This window comes from Streptomyces sp. NPDC001194, from assembly GCF_042896985.1.
Lineage (GTDB): Bacteria > Actinomycetota > Actinomycetes > Streptomycetales > Streptomycetaceae > Streptomyces.
In genome coordinates this window covers 100,602-118,502 of record NZ_JBIAXU010000011.1, presented here as the reverse complement: position 1 = coordinate 118,502, position 17,901 = coordinate 100,602, and the positions used below count along the sequence as shown (strand labels likewise).

Below are 17,901 nucleotides of genomic sequence, written 5' to 3'. Positions count from 1 at the left end.
CGCCACCATGACCACGAGCACCGTCCCCCTCTCCGCGACCGCCGCCGGCCTGGCCGACCGCCTGGAGCGCAACGCCGCCGCCTTCCCGCACAAGCCGGCCGTCATCCACCCCGACGGCCGCGACCCGGGCGGCCGCCCGCGCTACCGCGAGGTCACCTACGGGCAGTTACAGGACACGGTCGAGGAGATCGCCCACGGACTCGCCCGCGCCGGGATCACCCGCGGGACCAAGACCGTACTGATGGCGCCGCCCGGCCCCGAGCTCTTCGCCCTCGCCTTCGCCCTCTTCCGGCTCGGCGCCGTACCCGTCGTCGTCGACCCCGGCATGGGCGTGCGCCGGATGCTCCACTGCTACCGCGCCGCCGGCGCCGAGGCCTTCATCGGACCGCCCCTCGCCCACCTCGTACGGGTCCTCGGCCGGCGCACGTTCGGCCGCGTCCGCATCCCCGTCACGCTGGGCCGCCGCCGGCTGTGGGGCGGCCACACCCTCGCCGCCCTGCGGACCACCGCCGGGCCGCGGACCCCTGCGGCCGACGCGGGCGGCGACGACCTCCTGATGATCGGGTTCACCACCGGAAGCACCGGCCCCGCCAAGGGAGTCGAGTACACCCACCGCATGGCGCTCTCCATCGCCCGCCAGATCGAGGCCGCCCACGGCCGCACCCGCGACGACACGTCGCTGGTGACCCTGCCCTTCTACGGGATCCTCGACCTCGTCTACGGATCCACCACCGTCCTGGCCCCCCTCGCCCCGGCCAAGGTCGCCCGGGCCGACCCGGCCCTGCTCGTGGACGCGCTCGAACGGTTCGGCGCGACCACCATGTTCGCCTCGCCCGCCCTGCTGCGAAACCTCGCCGACCACCTCACCGCCGAGGGCCGCTCCCTGCCCGACCTGCGCTGCGTCGTCTCCGGCGGTGCGCCCGTCCCGCACTCCGTCGTCTCCGCCCTGCGCACCGTCCTCGACGAGAAGGCCTCCGTCCACGTCACGTACGGGGCCACCGAGGTCCTGCCGATCTCCTCGATCGAATCCGAGGAGATCCTCGGCGAGACCTCCGCGGGCAGTGCCCGAGGAGCCGGCACCTGCGTCGGCCGCCCCGTCCCCGGCACCCGCGTGCGCATCGTCCCCGTCACCGACGGCCCGCTCGCCCGCCTCGACGCCGGTACCGCCCTGCCCGCCGGCAGCGTCGGCGAGATACTCGTCGAGGGCGAGTCCGTCAGCCCCCGCTACCACGCCGCGCCCCGCTCCGACGCCCTGCACAAGGTGCTCGAGACCCGGCCGGGCGCCGCGGCGCTCACCTGGCACCGCACCGGCGACCTCGGGTACCTCGACGGCCTCGGCCGGCTCTGGTTCTGCGGCCGCACCTCCCAACGGGTGCGCGCCGCGGGCGGGGACCTGCACACCGTGCGCTGCGAGGGCGTCTTCAACGCCCATCCGCTGGTGCGCCGCAGCGCCCTGGTCGGCACCGGCCCGGCCGGCGCCCGGCGCCCCGTCGTCTGCGTGGAGACCGGCGTTCCGGCCGGCAGCCCCGCCTGGCGGGAGCTGGTCGCCGAACTGCGCGCCCTCGCCGCCGAACACGTGCCCACCCGGGGGCTGGAGGAGTTCCTCCACCACCCCGCCTTCCCGGTGGACGTCCGCCACAACGCCAAGATCGGCCGCGAACAGCTGGCCCGCTGGGCCGAGCGCCGCCTCGCTGCGCCCCCGCCCCCGTCCTCCCGGGCCCGCGCGGCCCGCCTCGTACCGATCGCCGGCTGGGCGTACCTCCTCGGCGGCGCCCTCTGGGCGGCCGCCGGGGACGTCCCCGACGTACCCCTGCTGCGCTGGCTCTGGTGGGCCGACGCCTTCCTCAGCATCCCGGTGCACGCCGCGCAGATCCCCCTCGCCCTGCCCCGGGGCAGGGCCGCGGGCCGCGGCAGCGCCGCCACCGCCGCAATGACCATGCTCTACGGAGCGACCTGGTGGCGGGCGCTGTGAACATCCTGATCACCGGGGCCACCGGCTTCCTCGGCGGCCACCTCGCCGACGCCTGCCTGCGCGACGGCCACCGGGTCCGCGCCCTGGTCCGGCCGGGCAGCGACACCGCCCGGCTGAGCGCCCTCGGACCGGGCATCGACCTCGTACCCGGCGACCTCGCCGACACGGCCTCGCTGGCACGCGCCGCCATCGGCTGCGACACCGTGCTGCACAGCGCCGCCCGCGTCGTCGACCACGGCAGCCGCGCCCAGTTCGAGGAGGCCAACGTCACCGGAACGCAGCGGCTGCTGACGGCGGCCCGCGCGGCGGGCGCCACCCGCTTCGTCTTCGTCAGCAGCCCCAGCGCGCTGATGCACCTGCGCGAGGGCGACCGGCTCCGGATCGACGAGAGCACCCCCTACCCCACCCGGTTCTTCAACCACTACTGCGCGACGAAGGCCGCCGCGGAGCAGTACGTACTGGCCGCGAACACACCGGCCTTCACCACCTGCGCCCTGCGCCCGCGCGGCATCTGGGGCCCCCGCGACCACGCCGGTTTCCTGCCCCGCATGATCGCCTCGATGCGGGAGGGCCGGCTGCCCGACCTGTCCGGCGGAAAACGCGTACGGGTCTCGCTGTGCCACGTGGACAACGCCGTCGACGCCTGCCTGCGCGCGGCCGCCGCACCGGCCGAACGCATCGGCGGCAAGGCGTACTTCATAGCCGACCGCGAGGTGACCGACCTGTGGGCCTTCCTCACGGACGTCGGCTCCCGTCTCGGCTGCCCGCCACCGCACCCCCGCATCCCCCTCACGGCCACCCGGGCCCTGGCCGGGGCGGTGGAGACGGCATGGCGCCTGCGCCCCTCGGCCGCGACGGGCCCGCCGCTCAGCCGCTACACGACGGCCCTCCTCACCCGCTCCACCACCTACGACACGGGCGCCGCCCGCCGCGACCTCGGCTACGACCCGCCGCGCACCCGGGAGGACGGCGTGAGCGGGCTGCTCCGCTGGATCCACGCCAACGGCGGCCTCCAGGCCTGGACGCAGCCGGGCCGCACCCGTACCGACCAGGGAACGAAACGACGATGACAACCCCTCCCCTCCCGTACCGGCGACCGGTGTCGCCGACGGAACACCTCTACCTGGCCGCCGGCCACGCACGCGGCGCCATGGCCCTGCGCATCGTCGTGGAAGGGCGCACCGTCCCCCGACCGGCGGCCCTGCGCGCGGCGGTCGCCCGGGCCGCCGAGACCTGCCCCGGCTCCCGCCTGGTACGGCGCGGGCCCCTCTGGACCGCCGGGGGCCCGCCGCCCGCGGTCCGCTACGCCGCTCCCGCCGCCGGGCGCTTCGACGTGTCCGACCCGGCCACGGCGGCACTCCTCACGGGCCGCTCGCACCGCGACGCCGCACCGGGCTGCGAGGTCCTGGCCGTCCCCGGCGCCACCGCGGACACGGCCGCGCTGGTGTTCAGCGCCCCGCACGCCCTGATGGACGGTCACGGCGCCCTGACCTGGGTACGGGAGGTCTTCCGCGCCCTGCGCGGGGAGCCCGGCCGTCCCGCCCTCGCCCCGGACAGCGACCGCGGCCTCCTGCGCCGCCTGGGCGCCACCGCCCGGCGCCCGCCCCTCGTCCCCGACCGCCCGTCCCCCCTGGGCCGCCCGCCCCGGGGCCCCGAGCAGACCCTCTGGCTCCGCCGAACCCTCCCCACCCACCACCCTGCCCTCACGGCGCGCCTGGCCCAGGCCCTGGCGGACAGCGCGACGCCGGGCGGCGGCACCCGGGTCATGGTCCCGGTCGACCTGCGGCGCCACCGCCCCGGCATCGCCTCGACCGGCAACCTCACCCTTCCGCTGTTCCTGGAGCTGAGCCCCGGACAGGAATGGCCGAGGGCGCACGGCGCCCTGCTCCTGGCCCTCGCGCGCAAGCAGGAGCTCGCCGAGGGCTTCGAGTCGGCCCTCCTCCCGCTGCCGCCGGCGGCCGGTCGCCTGCTGCTGCGCGCCGCCCAGGCCGCCGCCGTACGGGCCGACCGCCACCTCGCCTCGGCCGTCGTCTCCCACCTGGGGCGCCTGGACCCGGCCGAGTTCTCCGGCGGGGGCTTCACCGCGACGACGCTGTACGCGCTGCCGGTCCACGCCCCGCTGGTCCCCGTCTCGGTGGTCGCCACCGAGACGGACACCGCCACGGAGCTCACCATGGGCGTCCGCGGCGGCCCCGACCTGGCCGAGCGCGCCACCCGCCTGCTGGACGAGGTCCTGACCCGCCTCCCGTCCTCCCCGCCTTCCCCGGTCGCACCGTCCGCGCCCGCTGCCGCTGCCGCGCCCGCTGCCGCGCCCGGCCCCGCGCCCGCGCCCCCCGCGCCGCGGCCCGATGCCGTGCCGCCCCGCGCCACCGTCGTGGAACTGCTGCGCGCGCAGGCCGCCCGTACGCCCCGGGCGCCCGCGCTCGACGGGCCCGGCGGGGTGGTCACGTACGCCGAACTGGACCGCCGCTCCGATGCCGTCGCCGCCGCGCTGACGCGCCGCGGCATCGGCCGAGAAGACCTCGTCGGGCTGGTCGTCGACCGCACCCCGGCCGGGGTCTGCGCCCTGTGGGGGATCCTCAAGGCGGGCGCCGCATACGTGCCGCTGGACCCCGCCCACCCCGCCGCGCGGACCGCGGACATCCTCCGCTCCTGCGGCGCCCGGCTCTGCCTGACCGGGCGTCACCTCGCCGAGCCCCTCGCCGAGCTCGCCCCCTGCCCGCTCCTCCTCGCGGAGGACCTCGCCGAAGACCCGGCCGAGCCCCTCGCGGAGGACGCCGCCGAGGACCACGGCAACGGCACCACCCCGCGGCCGCCCCTGCCCGCACCCCCGGCCGCCGCACCCCCGGCCCCCGCGCCCGAGGACCTCGCGTACGTCATCCACACCTCCGGCTCCACCGGCCGCCCCAAGGGCGTGCAGATCGAACACCGCGCCCTCGCGGGCTTCGTCCACTGGATGACGCGGGTCTGCCGCGTGGACGCCCGGACCCGCTTCGGCTTCGCGTCCTCCTACGGCTTCGACATCTCCTGCTTCCCCCTCTTCCTGCCCCTCCTGGCCGGCGGCACGACCGTCCTCGCGCCCGACGCCCCCTCGCGCGCCACCCTGCGCCGGCTCGTCACCGACCACCGCGCCGACACCCTCGCCCTCACCCCCTCCCACCTCCCCTTCCTGGCGGATGCCGATGCGGGCGCCGAGGCCGGCGGCGTACGCACCCTGCTGCTCGGCGGCGAGCCGCTGACCCCGGCCGCCGTCCGCGCCGCCCGTACCGCCTTCGGCCCCGACTGCCGCATCGTCAACGGCTACGGCCCCACCGAGGCGACCGTCGTGTGCCTCGCCCACGTCGTGGACGACGCGCGCCCGACCACGGCCGCGACCCTCCCCATCGGCACCCCCGGCCCCTACGCCCGCGTCGACCTCGTCACCGAGGACGGCGAGCGCATCGGCACCGGGGCCGCGGACGCCGGCCGCACGGGGGAGATCGTCGTCAGCGGCGTGCAGGTGGCCCGCGGTTACCTCGGACCGCCCGACGGCGGCCCCTCGCCGTTCGCCGCGCACGAGGACGGCACCCGCAGCTACCGCACGGGCGACCTCGGCCGGCGACTGCCAGGCGGGGAGGTCGAGTTCGCCGGCCGCATCGACGGCCAGCTCAAGATCGCCGGGCATCGCATCGAGCCCGCGGAGATCGTCGCCGCGCTCGAAGCCCAGCCCGAGGTGAGCCGCGCCGCCGTGGCCGCCCGCCGCCGCCCGCACACCACCACCCCGGTCCTGTGCGCGTACGTCGTCCCCCGCGCCGGCGCTCCGTACGGGGGCCCCGGCCTCCCCGAGACCCTCCGCTCCGCGCTGGCCGCGCGGCTGCCCGCCGCGATGGTCCCGGCGCACGTCATCACCGTCGACGCCATCCCCAGTACGGTCGCAGGCAAGGCCGACCTCGACGCCCTGCCCGACCCCTTCACCACGACCCCCGCTCCCGCCGTCGCCCCCGACGGGGCGGAGCCCGCCGCCCTCGAGGCCCGGGTGGCCGCCCACTGGTCCGCGGTCCTCGCCGTGGAGCCCGCCCGGCTGTCCGCGGAGTCCGACTTCCAGGCCCTGGGCGGAGACTCCCTCGCCCTGGTGGAGATGCTCACCGCCGTCTCCGAGGACCTCCTGGAACCCGCCCAGGCCCGCCGCTTCATGGCCCGCCTCGACTGCCTGGTGCGGAACCTGACGCTCGCGCAGCTCTGCGCCCACCTCGACGCCGCCCGAGAGGAGCTCCCCGCATGATCTTCGTCGGAGACGGTGCACTCCTGCACCGGGCCGTCGCGCACGCGGCGGCGCAAGGCCACCGCGTGGACCTCGTCTGCTCCGCGGACCCGCAGGACGCGACGGACGGCGCCCGGCACCTGCGCCTCCCCGCCCCCGCCGACATCAACACCCACGCCGACGCCCTGGCGCGCGCCTGCACCGACGGCATCGTCTGGTCCCTCAACAACCGCCGGATCTTCCGCGCACCGCTCCTCTCCCGGGGCCTGCGCATCCTCAACATCCACAACGGCCTGCTGCCCCGCCACCGCGGACTGCCCTCCGTGGCCGTCCTCTTCGCCCTGCTGAACGGCGAGCAGGAGTACGGAGCCACCCTCCACGAGGTCGACGCGGGCATCGACACCGGCCGCGTCCTGGCCGCACGCCGCTTCCCGATCGCCCCCGACGCCCGCCACTTCCAGGTCATGCTCCGCGGTGTCCGCGCCTGCCAGACCCTGTTCGAGGAAACCCTGCCGACGGTCGCCGCGGGTGAGCTCTTTCCGCCCCCGCCCGCCCCCGCGGGCCCGCCGGCGTACCACGGCACCCGCACCCTGGCCCGCCTGGCGGCCCACCGCGGCCACCCGGCCTACGCCCGCGCCACGGACCTCGGCCCCTTCGCGGCGTACGCCCCGGAACTGACCGCGGCGATCGGAACGCAGGCGCCCGCCGGCTGACCCCGTCCACCACCGCGCGGCGCCACGAACCGGCGCGCGCCGCGACGGCCGGGGGGTTCGTCCCCCGTGCGGCGGCGAGGCGGTACGGGGCCCAGGGTCTCGGTCATGGTCCGCATTCTCGCCCGTCGCCGGGACCGGCTCCGCCCCGCCCGCCCACTCCGGTTCCGGGGGGTTTCGTGACGGGGCGGGTGTTTCGTCACGCGTTGTCGGCGGGCCCTGTCTCCCCGGACCCCGGTTTGCGGCGGGCCCGGTAGGCCCGCGCCCGGCAGGCGGCCGAGCAGTGCCGCGCCGGTCGGCCGGGACGGCCCGGCACGGGGCCGCGGCCTCCTGCCGCCGGGAGCGCCGCGCCGCAGCCGGGGCATCGGGGCGCACCGTCCGGGCCGGCCGCGACCGGCGCCGGCCGTGGCTCCGGCGCCGGCCGCGTGTCCGGCGCCGGGACCGGACCCGTGGCCGGAGCGGATGCCGGACCCGTGGCCGGAGCGGGCGCCGGAGCGGGCGCCGCCGGTTCCGGCAGGGGCCGGTGAGGCTGCGTCAGACCCTGCCGCTCGGCGATCACCCCGGCCTGGAAGCGGCTGTGCGCGCCCAGGCCGAGCAGCAGCTCCGAGACGTGCCGGCGGCAGGTCCGCAGCGATATGCCCAGGCGTCGCGCGATCGAGTCGTCCTTCAGCCCCTTGGCCAGGAGCGTCAGGATGCTCTTCCTGACCGTCTCCGAGATGTCGTGCGCCGCCTGCGGGCCCGTGGCGAACGGCGTCGCGTACGCCCAGTCCCGCTCGAACACGTCCAGGAGGTAGCCGAGCAGGTCCGGCTCCCGGATCAGCAGCGCCCCGCCGGACCGCGACGGCAGGAAGCCCAGCTCCCCGTCGACCACGATCATCTGCGGGAGCACCTCCGGCAGCGTGCGGATCTCCGCCCCCGCCTCGATCAGCCGCTCCGCGTGGGTCCGTGTCGCCGGGTCGAAGCGGGTGGCGTGCTGGTAGAGGCTGCGCATCCGCACCCCCCGCTCCAGCAGCGCCAGGTCACGGGGGAGCGCCTCGCGCAGCGCGGCCTCGGGGAAGGAGCCGCCGTGCTTGGACACGAGCACTTCGCCGCGGCTGCCGTCGATGACCTCGGTGAGCAGCTCGCGGACCGCGAACTGGTCGGGCAGGTGGTCGATCGTGCCCTGGGGGAAAGCGTGTTGGCGGGCCTGCAGGTACACGGGGATGAGTCCGGTCAATGTGTCACGTCGGCGCTGGAGTTCGTCCCTGCGCACCCGCAGTTCTTCCTCGCGCGCGCGCAGCGCGGCCTCGGGGCCGGCCAGCAGCCGTGCCCCGGCCGCCTGTGGGCTGACGGCCTGCCAGCCGTCGCCGTCGGGCCGTACCAGACAGGTGTCGGTGAGCAGGCGTAACGCGGCGCGGCACTCCTCCTGTGCCAGACCGGTCTCTCCCGCGGCCTTCGGCAGGTCGAAGGCGCGCAGCCCGCCGTGCACGAGCATCCAGCGGTACAGGGCGACCGCCGAGTCGCCGACCTCGGGCATGCCCGCTGCCATGCCCGTTTCCACGTGCTTGCCTCCTAAAGGTGCATGGCACACAGATGATCCCCTACGGGCCTGCCGCTGTCATCCCGCGGCTGGCAGAGTCGGGAGTAGCGGGACGGCATGACCAGCCAGTTCCCGCCCGTCACATGTCATACGTCGCAGAGGAGTTGTCGTGATCAACAAGACCGTACGGGGGATGGCGGTGCTGGCCGCCACGGGAATGGTCTGGCTGGGCGCCGTGAGCGCGGCGGCGGACACGACGGCCGGCGCGACGGTGGTGTCGGCCGGGGCCGAGGTGCCCGGCGGGGTGCTGACGCTGCATCCGGGCCGTGTCGGGGAGGGCGGTGACCGGGGCCACGCCTGCGTCACCACGACGGCGTGGGGCACCGGCGACTGCCCCCGCAAGCGGCTCAACTGAGACCGCCCGGCTGACCGGGTGCGGGGGCGGCGGATCCCATCCGCCGCCGGTTGGGTGGATGCGGGCCCGAACCCGGTGGAAGGGCTGAAACGACGGAACGGTCTGCGGGGCGCTGCCCCGCAGACCGTTCTGATCCGCGAACGGATCGTCACCGCACCGGCTGAACGGGTGTGTCACCCCTGGTTCAGTGGAAGCTGGTGTTGTGGCACTGGAAGCTGGCGCTGCTCATGAGGAGCAGGCCGCCTTCCTCCTCGGTGAGCTCCAGCTGCTGGAGGTTGAGGATGGACATGTCGTTCACCTCCCTTCCGCGGTCGTACGGGCGCGGCGCGCCGCCCGCGGCTTAGTGGAAGCTGGTGTTGTGGCACTGGAAGCTGGCGCTGCTCATGAGGAGCAGGCCGCCTTCCTCCTCGGTGAGCTCCAGCTGCTGGAGGTTGAGGATGGACATGTCGTTCACCTCCCTTCCGTGGTCGTACGGGCCGGGTGCTCCCGCCGGAGGCGGGACACGATTCAGGCGAGGGTGCCGTGGCACGCGTAGCTGATGGCGCTGGCGAGCAGTGCGGCTCCCTCCTCCTCGGTGAGCTCCAGTTGCTGGAGGTTGAGGATGGACATGTCGGTCACCTCCTTCCGGGGGCGGGGGTTTCGCTGGACCGGGACCGGTGCAGCGGGCTTCAGGCGGCGGTGGCCGGAGCCGGCCCGCCGAGCAGGGGCAGGAGATGGTCGGTGCGGCGGTGGGCACCGTCCATCGCCAGGAGGACGCCGGCCGAACCGGTGGCGAGGTCCATCGACAGCCGGACCAGGTGCCTGCCGGGGAAGGCGAGGCCGTCGCCGTGGGGTACGGCGTGCCGCCACAGATCGCGCCGGTGCCCCTGGAGCGCGGCCGCGTCGTCGGCGCCGTGGCCGGCGGCGGTCAGGAAGTACAGCAGTCCGGCGCGGCCGTCGAGCAGACCGGGGAAGACGGTGAACTGGCCGCGTGCCGCCAGCCGGATCGAGGCGAGGGCCTCGCCGAGTCCCGTACCGGTGCGGTGCTTCAGGAAGGCCGCCAGGGCGAGTCCGATGCCCGTGGACCCGGTGCCGAGGTAGAGCACGGACCGCCAGCCGTCGTCGACCTGCAGGGAGCCGTCGACATCCGTGCACTGCGCGAGGTCGTGGCGCAGCGCTCTCTCGGCGAGGTCGAGGTAGCCGGGTTCGCCGGTGCGTTCGTGGAGCCGTACAAGGAACAGGGCGGCTCCGGCCGCTCCGGTGGTGAGGCCCGCGCCGCGGTCCCTGGCGACCGGGCGCTCGGATGCGGATGCGGATACGGATACGGATGCGATGCGCTCGGCGACGCGGTCGGCGATGCGGCGGGCATGGTCGAGGTGGCCGCCGTCCCCGTGGCGGGCGTGGAAGCCGAGCGCGGTCAGACCCGTGCCGGGCAGTCCGGTCAGCAGACCGAGGCTCGTCGGTTCACCGGTGCGCTCGAGGGCGCGGCCCAGGATCTCGCCGGCCTCCTCGTGCCGCCCCAGGAGGTCGAGGACGGTGGCCACCCCGCAGGAGCCGTTGAACAGCCCGACGGGCGCACGGTCGATGTCGCGCAGCGTGGCGGCGGTCAGCCAGTCGGTCCACGCGGGATCGACGGCGTGGCCCGTGGCGTGCAGGGCGTACAGGACGCCCGCAGCGCCGTGGGACAGGTTGGTCCCGCCCCCCTCCCGCGCCCCGTCGGGATCGTTGGGGAAGAGCCGGTCCTCCCGGTGGGGCGTGGCGCAGGCGGTGAGGGCGGCGACGAGCCCGGCCCGGTTCTCCTCCTGGTCCTCGCCGACCGCCCGGGGTCCGGGCGGTGGCGCAGCGGTGGTCCCGGCGATCGCCGCCATGGCCGCGGCGGCGTCGTGGGCGTACCCGGCCGGCAGCGGGAAGAGTTCGTGCGCCCATCGGGCCAGCTGGTCGGGCTTGGCCGGATCCGGGCCGGACAGCGCCGTCAGCGGGATGAACTGGCCCAGGCGCAGGGCGGCCAGGCCGTAGGCGTCGACGTCGGTGCCCGTGACGTGGGCGGGTGCCGCGAACCCGGGTGCGCCCAGCAGACCGGTGCGCTCCTCACCGATGAGGTGGGCGGCCTCCAGGTCGATGAAGGTGACGGTGTCGTCGGGGCGCACGATGACGTTGTTCGGGTGCAGATCGCCGAAGACGACCCCGGCCCGGTGGACGGCGGCAGCCGCCGCGGCCACCTTGTCGAGGACGGACAGCGACCAGCGGGTGTACTCCGCGTACGTCCCAGGGGTCGCACCGGGGCGCACCAGCGGCAGGCGCAGTACGGCGGCCTTCGCCAGCGGGTCGCCGTCGATGTACTCCTGGACGAGGAAGTCGTGTTCCCAGTGGGTCTCGTAGCCCAGCACGCGCGGTACGAGCCCCGTCCCGGCCAGCGCCGTGAGCATGCGGTGCTCGTGCCGCAGGCGGGCCACGGCGTCCAGCCCCCGGGCGTCCAGACCGGCCAGCGGCCGTGCCTCCTTCAGTACGACCTGCTCGCCGCTCCCGGGATCCTTGGCCAGGTAGACCCCGCCCCCGTTGGAGAAGTGCAGCGGCCGCACGATCTCGTACGGCAGGTCGACGCGGCTGAGCACCGAGAACCGTTCGATGCGCTCACGGAGGAAGCCGGGCACCGGAGCCCACCGCGGCGGGGTGAACGCCGCGGTGCGCGGGTCGGGTACGGGCGTTCCGTCCGGCCGGGCGATGGCCAGGACGGGAGCGTCGCCCCCGTCCCGGGCCCAGCGCGCGGCGAACGCCCCGTACCGGACGAAGACCGGACTGCTGTCACTCCATCGCAGGTCGGACAGGATGTAGGGGCCCCGATGCCCGTCCAGGGCCGCAGTGAGACCGTCCAGCAGAGCCTTCAGCTCCCCGTCGTCCGCGGGGTAGACGGCGATGAACTTCCCCGAGGAACCCCGATGGGCGTACTTGGAGTTGAACGCCGAGAGGAGCCGGGCGCTGCGCAGGTACTTGAAGGCGACGCGGTGGGAGGTGCACACGGCGGCGGCCTTGCGCAGGATCTCCTGGGCGGCCGGGACGTCGGCGGATATGTGGATCTTCCAGCCCTGCAGCGGCAGCGGCCGGCCGAAGAACACCCGCACCCATACGTCCGCATCGTCTTGCACCGTGGTGGCGTCGCCCACCTGGGGCGGGGTCCACCGCTCGTCCTCGTCCGCGATGCGCTGCGGCACGTCGAAGAACACCGGGTCGGCCAAACAGAACGCGTACATCTGCTCCAGGTTCATCGCTGTTCCCGGAGGTGGCGGGTCAGTTCGTCGGTCATGGCCACAACCGTGCCGAGGGCCGGTCCACGCGCGATGAACGGACGGCCATCGCCGCTGATCACAACCGGCGACCGGCTGCTCATCGGGCGTGGACGGCCACCGTCGATCTTCGTTCCGGGCGGCCGCGGGGCCGCGCATCGTCAAGGAACGAGAGAAGAGCCCATCATGATCAACTCGAAGCGCGTCCGGCTTGCGCTCGTCGCCCTCGCCGCCTCCGCGGCGGCGTTCACCGCGGCCCCGGCCCAGGCCGCCGCCCCCGCCCCGTCCCAGGTCCTGATCCAGTCCGCGACGACGACGGCGCAGTTCGCGGCTCTGACGGACTCGCCGGTCTCTCCGATGCGCTGCCGCGACGACGGCCAGGGCTGCCCCCCGGTCAAGGAGCCGCAGGACTGCTCCAACAACAGTGCCCCGCAGGGCCTCAGGAGCCTGTCGCAGCACATCCGGGACCGGATGGCCGAACGCCACATCACCGAGGACGAACTGCAGAACGCCGTCCGGATCGGTTCGCGGACCGCCCAGTGCCAGGACAATGGGCGCTGGAAGTACACCCTCGGCATGTCCGGCGGCGAGCTCGTGGTCATCGCCAGCTGGAACGGCGTGGGCGTCACCGCCTGGTGGAACAACTGATGAAACGGGGGCCCGGCCCGACCTGATCGTCCGGACCCCGTCCCGCCGTCGAACAGGTCGCCCGGACGGGCCCGACACCTCGGAGGAGGCCGGATGCGCGGAGCGACCCCAGCCGCGCCCGACGGCGGGGACACCCCCCTCTTCCGGCTGCTGGGCCCGGTCCGCTTCGGCCCGCCCGCCGGTCCGGTGGACCGCCCCGGCCCGCCGCACCGGCAGGCCGTCCTGAGCGTCCTGCTCCTGCGGCGGCGCCGGCCGGTCACGGTGGCCGGACTCGCCGCCGCCGTCTGGGGCGACGACGCCCCGGCCAGCGCCGCCGGCAACCTGCGCACCCACCTGTGGGCGCTGCGCACGCTCCTCGAACCCGGCCGCGCCTGCCGGCAGCCGGCCCGGATCCTGGTCGCGGACGAGCGGGGGTACGCCCTGCACACCCCGCCCGAGTCGGTCGACGCCTGGCGGTTCGAGGAGCGGGCCGAGGCCGCCCGGCGGGCCCGCGCGCGCGGTGACGCCGCCGCCGAACACGCCCTGCTGGCCGAGGCGCTGGGCCAGTGGTCCGGGGAGGCCCTGGCCGGCGTGCCCGGACCGTTCGCCGAAGAGGAACGCATCCGCCTCACCGCCCTGCGCACGAGCGCCCGCAAGCGGCACATCGTCTGCGCCCTGCGCCTCGGCCTGCACCACACGGTGATCCCCGAACTGTCCGCGCTCACGCGGGAGTTCCCTCTCGACGAGGAGCTGCGGGCCCTGCTCATGCGCGCCCTGCACGGCTGCGGCCGGCAGGCGGAGGCGTTCACCGTGTTCGCCGACACGCACCGGACCCTGCGCGAGGAACTCGGCGTGGCCCCGTGCCCGGAGCTGACGGCCCTTCACGCCCGCCTGCTCGCCGACGACCCGCCCCCCTTCGACCTCCACCGGCCGAGCCCCCTCGCCCGGGCGCACGGGCGAACGGCCCTCCCGGACGCGGCGGAACGCGTACTCGCCCGGGCGAAGAGCGTGCTGATCGGGGGGCAGGACCGCGGCGCCGTCCCCGTCCTGGTGATCACCGGCCCCGGCCGTGCGGGCAAGACGGCACTGGCCGCACGGGTGGCGGACGGTGTCGCCCACCGCTTCCCCGACGGCCGCGTCTCGGCCGACCTGCGGACCTGGGACCCGGTCCCGGCCGGTCCCGGCCCGGTCCTGGCGCATCTCCTGCGGGCCCTCGCGGTCCCGGCCTCGCGGATCCCCGCCGACCCGGACGAACGGGCCGCGCTCTACCGGTCGGCCCTCGCGGGACGGCGGGTCCTCGTCGTCCTCCACGACGCCCGTGACGCGGCGCAGGTCACGCCGCTCCTGCCCGGCGGCCCCGGCAGCGCCGTCCTCCTCACCACCCGCTCCCGCGTCCTCGCACCCGCCCTGCCCGCCGCGGCGAGCATCGAGCTCGCCGCCCGCCCGCGCCCGTACGCCGAAGACCCGCCCCCCGGGGAGCGCGCCGGCGCCCCGGACACCGATGCCCCGTATGCCGGCGCCCCGGACACCGATGCCCCGTATGCCGGCGCCCCGGACACCGATGCCCCGTATGCCGGCGCCCCGGACACCGATGCCCACGACCTGGGGAACCTGCCGCCCTCACTGGTCCCCGCCGCCCGTCGCCTCGCCCGCTCCGGAGCCGGTCCGTCGTCCGTCGAAGCCCTCGCGGCCGTACTGGGCACCGGCCGCGCGGACGCGGCCCTCATCGCCGAGGCCCTGGTGGACGCGGGGGTGCTGGACACCCCCGCGGCGGGCACCTACCGCCTGCCGGCCCGGCCCTGAGGGACCGGCAGCCGGCCGCCGGCCCGTTTTCGTGACGCGGCGCCGGAGTTTCGTCACGCATGCCCGTCCTGCGGGCCTGCCCGGACGGGTCGCGCCCGCGCGTAACCCGCACTTCTCGCGCGGCTCCGCTCCACCCGGGCCGGGCGCCGGGTGCCAGGCACCGCATGCCTCCTAAAGGTGCATGGCATTCACATGATCCTTTGAGAGTGCAGTCACGCCCCCGGCCCGCCTGGCAAGGTCGTTCCGAGCCCGGCGGGCCGGCCCCCTGCCACCCGCCGGGCCGGGGGAATCCGTCTGCCCTTCAACGGAGGTGGCGCCGTGCCCACGATCACCGCAGAGATCCCGGCCGGACCGGTCCGGCCCGGCCGGCTCCCGGGCCCGGCGGCCGGACGGACACCCCGTCACCAGGGGGGAGCCCACTGTGGACCGCGCTGAGCCGGCCGAGCCGTTCTTCTCCGTACTCGGAGCGGTCAGGGTCCGCTGCGCGGGGGTGCAGCTTCCGCTCGGCTCGCCGCAGCAGCGGGCGCTGCTCGCGATGCTCCTCCTGCGGCGCAACGACGTCGTGGACCTCGACGAGATCGTCGACGGCCTCTGGGGGGAGGAACCGCCGCGGGCCGCCGTGGGCACCGTCAGGTCGCACGTCTACCGGCTCCGGCGCGCGCTCGGGTCCCGGATCGCGACCCACGGCCAGGGTTACCTCCTGCACGTCGCCCCGGGGGCACTGGACCTCGACGTGTTCGACGAGCTGGTGGCCGAGGCCCGCGGGTGCGCCGCCGAGGAGGGGACCGGCGAGGCGGCCGAGCTGCTGGCCCGGGCGCTCGGACTGTGGCAAGGGGCCCCGCTCGCGGGGCTCCCGGGCCCGCACGCCGCGATCCACCGCGAACGCCTGGCGGAGCTGCGGCTTTCGGTGCTGCTGGAACGCATCGAGCTCGACCTGCGGCTGGGACGGCACGACCGGCTCGTCCCCGAACTGACCGGCCTCTGCGCGGAACACCCCCTCCACGGGAGGCTGCGGGAACTGGCCGGGCTCGCGCTCGTACACAGCGGCCGCGGCGCCCCGGCCGCGCGGGACGAGCGGCCCGCCCGCCCCCACCGGACCCCCGGGACACCGCCCGCCGCCGAGCTCCGCGCACCCGGCGAACCACCCGTCCCTCCGGCCCCCACCGGGCCCCCGGTCCCGGTGTCCATGGCGCTGCCCAGGCCGGCACAGCTGCCCTGCCCGCCGGACCACGTCATCGGCCGCACGGAGGTGGCGGCGGAGCTCCTCGACACGCTGACGACCCCCCGGCCCGGGTCCCTCCCCATCGTCACGGTCACCGGCACCGGAGGCGTCGGAAAGAGCGCGCTCACCGTCCACGTCGCCCAGCGACTGCGCGACCGCTATCCCGACGGGCAGCTGTACGCGAGCCTGCACGGCACCTCGAAGGACCCAGCGGACCCCGGCACGGTCCTGGCCGGCTTCCTCCAGGCGCTCGGGACGCACGCTTCGCAGATCCCGGCCGGTCCGCAGGAGCGGGCCGCGCTCTTCCGCACGACCGTGGCCGACCGGCGGATCCTGCTGGTCCTGGACGACGCCCGGGACACCGCCCAGGTCGAGGCACTGCTGCCGGGAACGCCGGACTGCGCGGTGCTCGTCACCGCGCGTTCCACGCTGGACGGACTGCCCGCCGTACGCCGCGTGCGTCTGGAGCCCCTGGCCGTCCCCGAAGCACTGGCCGTGCTCGGCGCCGTCGCGGGTCCGCAGCGGATCGCCGCCGAGGCCGACCAGGCGGCGGCCCTGGCCGAGCGGTGCGGAGGGCTGCCCCTGGCCCTGCGCCTCGCCGGCGCGCGGCTCGCGGCGCGGCCCTCGTGGACGCTGTCCGACTTCGTCCGCCTCCTGGACGGCGGCCACCCGGCGTTCCCCGCGCTGCCCCCGTTCTCCGTGTTCCCCGCGCCCGCCGGATCGCAGGACGGAGTCACGGCGTGCCTGCGGCCCGGCTACGAGCTGCTCGAAGAGGAAGAGGCCCGGCTGCTGCGGCTGTTGGCGCTCCCGCGCGGGGGCGCCACGGACATCGCCGGGGCGGCCGCCCTCGGCGGGCTGTCACCGGCGTGCGCCGGACAGTTCCTGGAGCGGCTGACCGGCCGCGGTCTGCTCGAATCGCCCCGCCCCGGCGTCTACCGCCAGTACCCCCTGCTCCGGATGTTCGCGGCCGAGCGCTCCCACGAGCAGGACCGGCCCGAGGAGCGGGCGGCGGCCATGACCCGCTTCCTCGACCACCTGCTCGCCGAGGCCCGCACCGTCCACGCCGCCGAGCGCCCCGGCCACCACGTCGTCGGGCTGCTGCCCCCGGGCACCTGCCCCGGCCGTCCCGACAGCCGCCTGCGCCTCGTCGATCCGGACCACGACGGCGCGCTCGCCGTCGCCGCGCAGATCCTCGAAGCCGTGCCGTCGGCCGTGGCCGTGGCCGCCGACCTCGCGCTGGCCGTCGAACCGCTCCTGGAGGGCTCGTACCTGTGGGCCGACTCCCTCGAACCGCTGCGCCGGATCCTGCGGACCGCACAGGACCAGGGGCACCTGCGAGCGGCCGGCCGCGCAGGCCACCTGCTCGGCAGCGCACTGGCCCACCTGGGACGGCCGGACGAGGCGGAGCGGATCCTGGACGCCGCCGAACACGCGGCGCGGGCGGTGAGCGACGAAGCCGTGCACACCGGGATCCTCAACCGCCGGGCCCACGTCTGCCAGTACCGGGCGCACTGGCTCCAGGCCGACGCCCTGCACCGGCAGGCCGTCACCGCCGCCGAGGAGTACGGGAGCGACTGGGCCTGCCGCAACGCCCGCGCGCACAGCGTCAGCACCCTGCTGCGCCTGAGCCGGCGCGAGGAGGCCGCCGAGATCAGCCGGACCACCCTCGCGTCCGCCGTCGACGCGGGGGACCAGGGCGGCGAGGCGTACGCCCTGTACAACCTGGGACTCACCGCCCGCCACCTGGGCCGCACCGACGAGGCGGTCGACCGCCACCGGCAGAGCGCCGAACTGGGCGCGCGGCACGGCTCGCCCGCGATGGAGGCGATGAACCTGGTGTCGGAGACGGCCGCCCAGCTGGCCGGGAACCGCCTGCCGGCCGCCGTGGAATGCGGCGAACGCGCGGTGGCCGCGACCCGCCGGCTGCGCTGGCACACGGCCGAGGTCCGGGCACTGCGGCTCCTGGGCAGCGCCTGGGCGGCCGCCGGCGACCGGCAGCGCGCCAGGGCCCGGCTCGAACAGGCCGCGGAAGTCCTCACCCTTTCCGGCCTGCCCCGCCGCCCGCACGACCCCCTCCTGTCGCACGGCCCCCTCCTGCCGCCCGAGGCCCCGCCGGCGTGACCGCGCCCGCCG

Annotated in this window: 13 protein-coding genes; 8 read left to right on the top strand and 5 right to left on the bottom strand. The window is 76.0% G+C overall.

Features of this window, described 5'->3' with window-relative positions:
• Nucleotides 1-7 precede the first annotated feature (7 nt).
• Genes ACFY1T_RS22215 through ACFY1T_RS22200 form a run of 4 tightly spaced genes read left to right on the top strand, consistent with a single transcriptional unit; the run spans nt 8 to nt 6,925 of the window.
• Nucleotides 8-1,972, top strand: a complete 1,965-nt coding sequence (locus ACFY1T_RS22215; RefSeq protein WP_390789668.1) for a fatty acid CoA ligase family protein — start codon at nt 8-10, stop codon at nt 1,970-1,972.
• Nucleotides 1,957-3,042 (top strand): NAD-dependent epimerase/dehydratase family protein, encoded by a 1,086-nt coding sequence (locus tag ACFY1T_RS22210; protein WP_390789667.1) that lies wholly within the window; start codon nt 1,957-1,959, stop codon nt 3,040-3,042. The genes ACFY1T_RS22215 and ACFY1T_RS22210 overlap by 16 nt, the downstream gene beginning before the upstream one ends.
• A gap of 29 nt (nt 3,043-3,071) precedes the next feature.
• A complete protein-coding gene (locus tag ACFY1T_RS22205) occupies nt 3,072-6,233 on the top strand; it encodes an amino acid adenylation domain-containing protein (protein WP_390789666.1) in 3,162 nt (1,053 codons plus the stop codon).
• Entirely contained in the window at nt 6,230-6,925 is a 696-nt protein-coding gene (locus tag ACFY1T_RS22200; RefSeq protein WP_390789665.1) for a formyltransferase family protein, read from the top strand. The genes ACFY1T_RS22205 and ACFY1T_RS22200 overlap by 4 nt, the downstream gene beginning before the upstream one ends.
• A gap of 196 nt (nt 6,926-7,121) precedes the next feature.
• Here ACFY1T_RS22200 and ACFY1T_RS22195 read toward each other — a convergent pair whose 3' ends face one another.
• Nucleotides 7,122-8,450: a LuxR C-terminal-related transcriptional regulator gene (locus ACFY1T_RS22195; protein WP_390789664.1), complete on the bottom strand. Its 1,329-nt coding sequence runs from the start codon at nt 8,448-8,450 to the stop codon at nt 7,122-7,124.
• A gap of 160 nt (nt 8,451-8,610) precedes the next feature.
• Here ACFY1T_RS22195 and ACFY1T_RS22190 point away from each other — a divergent pair, with 160 nt between their 5' ends.
• Nucleotides 8,611-8,856, top strand: a complete 246-nt coding sequence (locus ACFY1T_RS22190; protein ID WP_390789663.1) for a hypothetical protein — start codon at nt 8,611-8,613, stop codon at nt 8,854-8,856.
• A gap of 184 nt (nt 8,857-9,040) precedes the next feature.
• Here the strand turns inward: ACFY1T_RS22190 and ACFY1T_RS22185 are convergent, their stop codons facing one another.
• The 4 genes from ACFY1T_RS22185 to lanKC form a co-directional block, all read right to left on the bottom strand.
• Nucleotides 9,041-9,145: a class III lanthipeptide gene (locus tag ACFY1T_RS22185; protein WP_199813778.1), complete on the bottom strand. Its 105-nt coding sequence runs from the start codon at nt 9,143-9,145 to the stop codon at nt 9,041-9,043.
• 51 nt (nt 9,146-9,196) lie between these two features.
• Nucleotides 9,197-9,301 (bottom strand): class III lanthipeptide, encoded by a 105-nt coding sequence (locus ACFY1T_RS22180; RefSeq protein ID WP_199813778.1) that lies wholly within the window; start codon nt 9,299-9,301, stop codon nt 9,197-9,199.
• A 62-nt stretch (nt 9,302-9,363) separates the two neighbouring features.
• The gene (locus tag ACFY1T_RS22175; protein WP_199813779.1) at nt 9,364-9,465 is read right to left on the bottom strand and encodes a class III lanthipeptide; all 102 of its coding nucleotides are present in this window, start codon (nt 9,463-9,465) and stop codon (nt 9,364-9,366) included.
• A gap of 59 nt (nt 9,466-9,524) precedes the next feature.
• On the bottom strand, nt 9,525-12,098 hold the full coding sequence (gene lanKC, locus ACFY1T_RS22170) for a class III lanthionine synthetase LanKC (protein ID WP_390789662.1): 2,574 nt from the start codon (nt 12,096-12,098) through the stop codon (nt 9,525-9,527).
• Nucleotides 12,099-12,302: 204 nt separating this feature from the next.
• Between lanKC and ACFY1T_RS22165 the strand changes: the two genes are divergently transcribed.
• From ACFY1T_RS22165 to ACFY1T_RS22155, 3 genes are all read left to right on the top strand, one after another.
• Nucleotides 12,303-12,764, top strand: a complete 462-nt coding sequence (locus ACFY1T_RS22165; protein WP_390789661.1) for a hypothetical protein — start codon at nt 12,303-12,305, stop codon at nt 12,762-12,764.
• A 93-nt stretch (nt 12,765-12,857) separates the two neighbouring features.
• Nucleotides 12,858-14,546 (top strand): BTAD domain-containing putative transcriptional regulator, encoded by a 1,689-nt coding sequence (locus ACFY1T_RS22160; RefSeq protein WP_390789660.1) that lies wholly within the window; start codon nt 12,858-12,860, stop codon nt 14,544-14,546.
• Between the two features lie 421 nt (nt 14,547-14,967).
• Nucleotides 14,968-17,889: a BTAD domain-containing putative transcriptional regulator gene (locus ACFY1T_RS22155; protein ID WP_390789659.1), complete on the top strand. Its 2,922-nt coding sequence runs from the start codon at nt 14,968-14,970 to the stop codon at nt 17,887-17,889.
• The last annotated feature ends 12 nt before the right edge of the window (nt 17,890-17,901 follow it).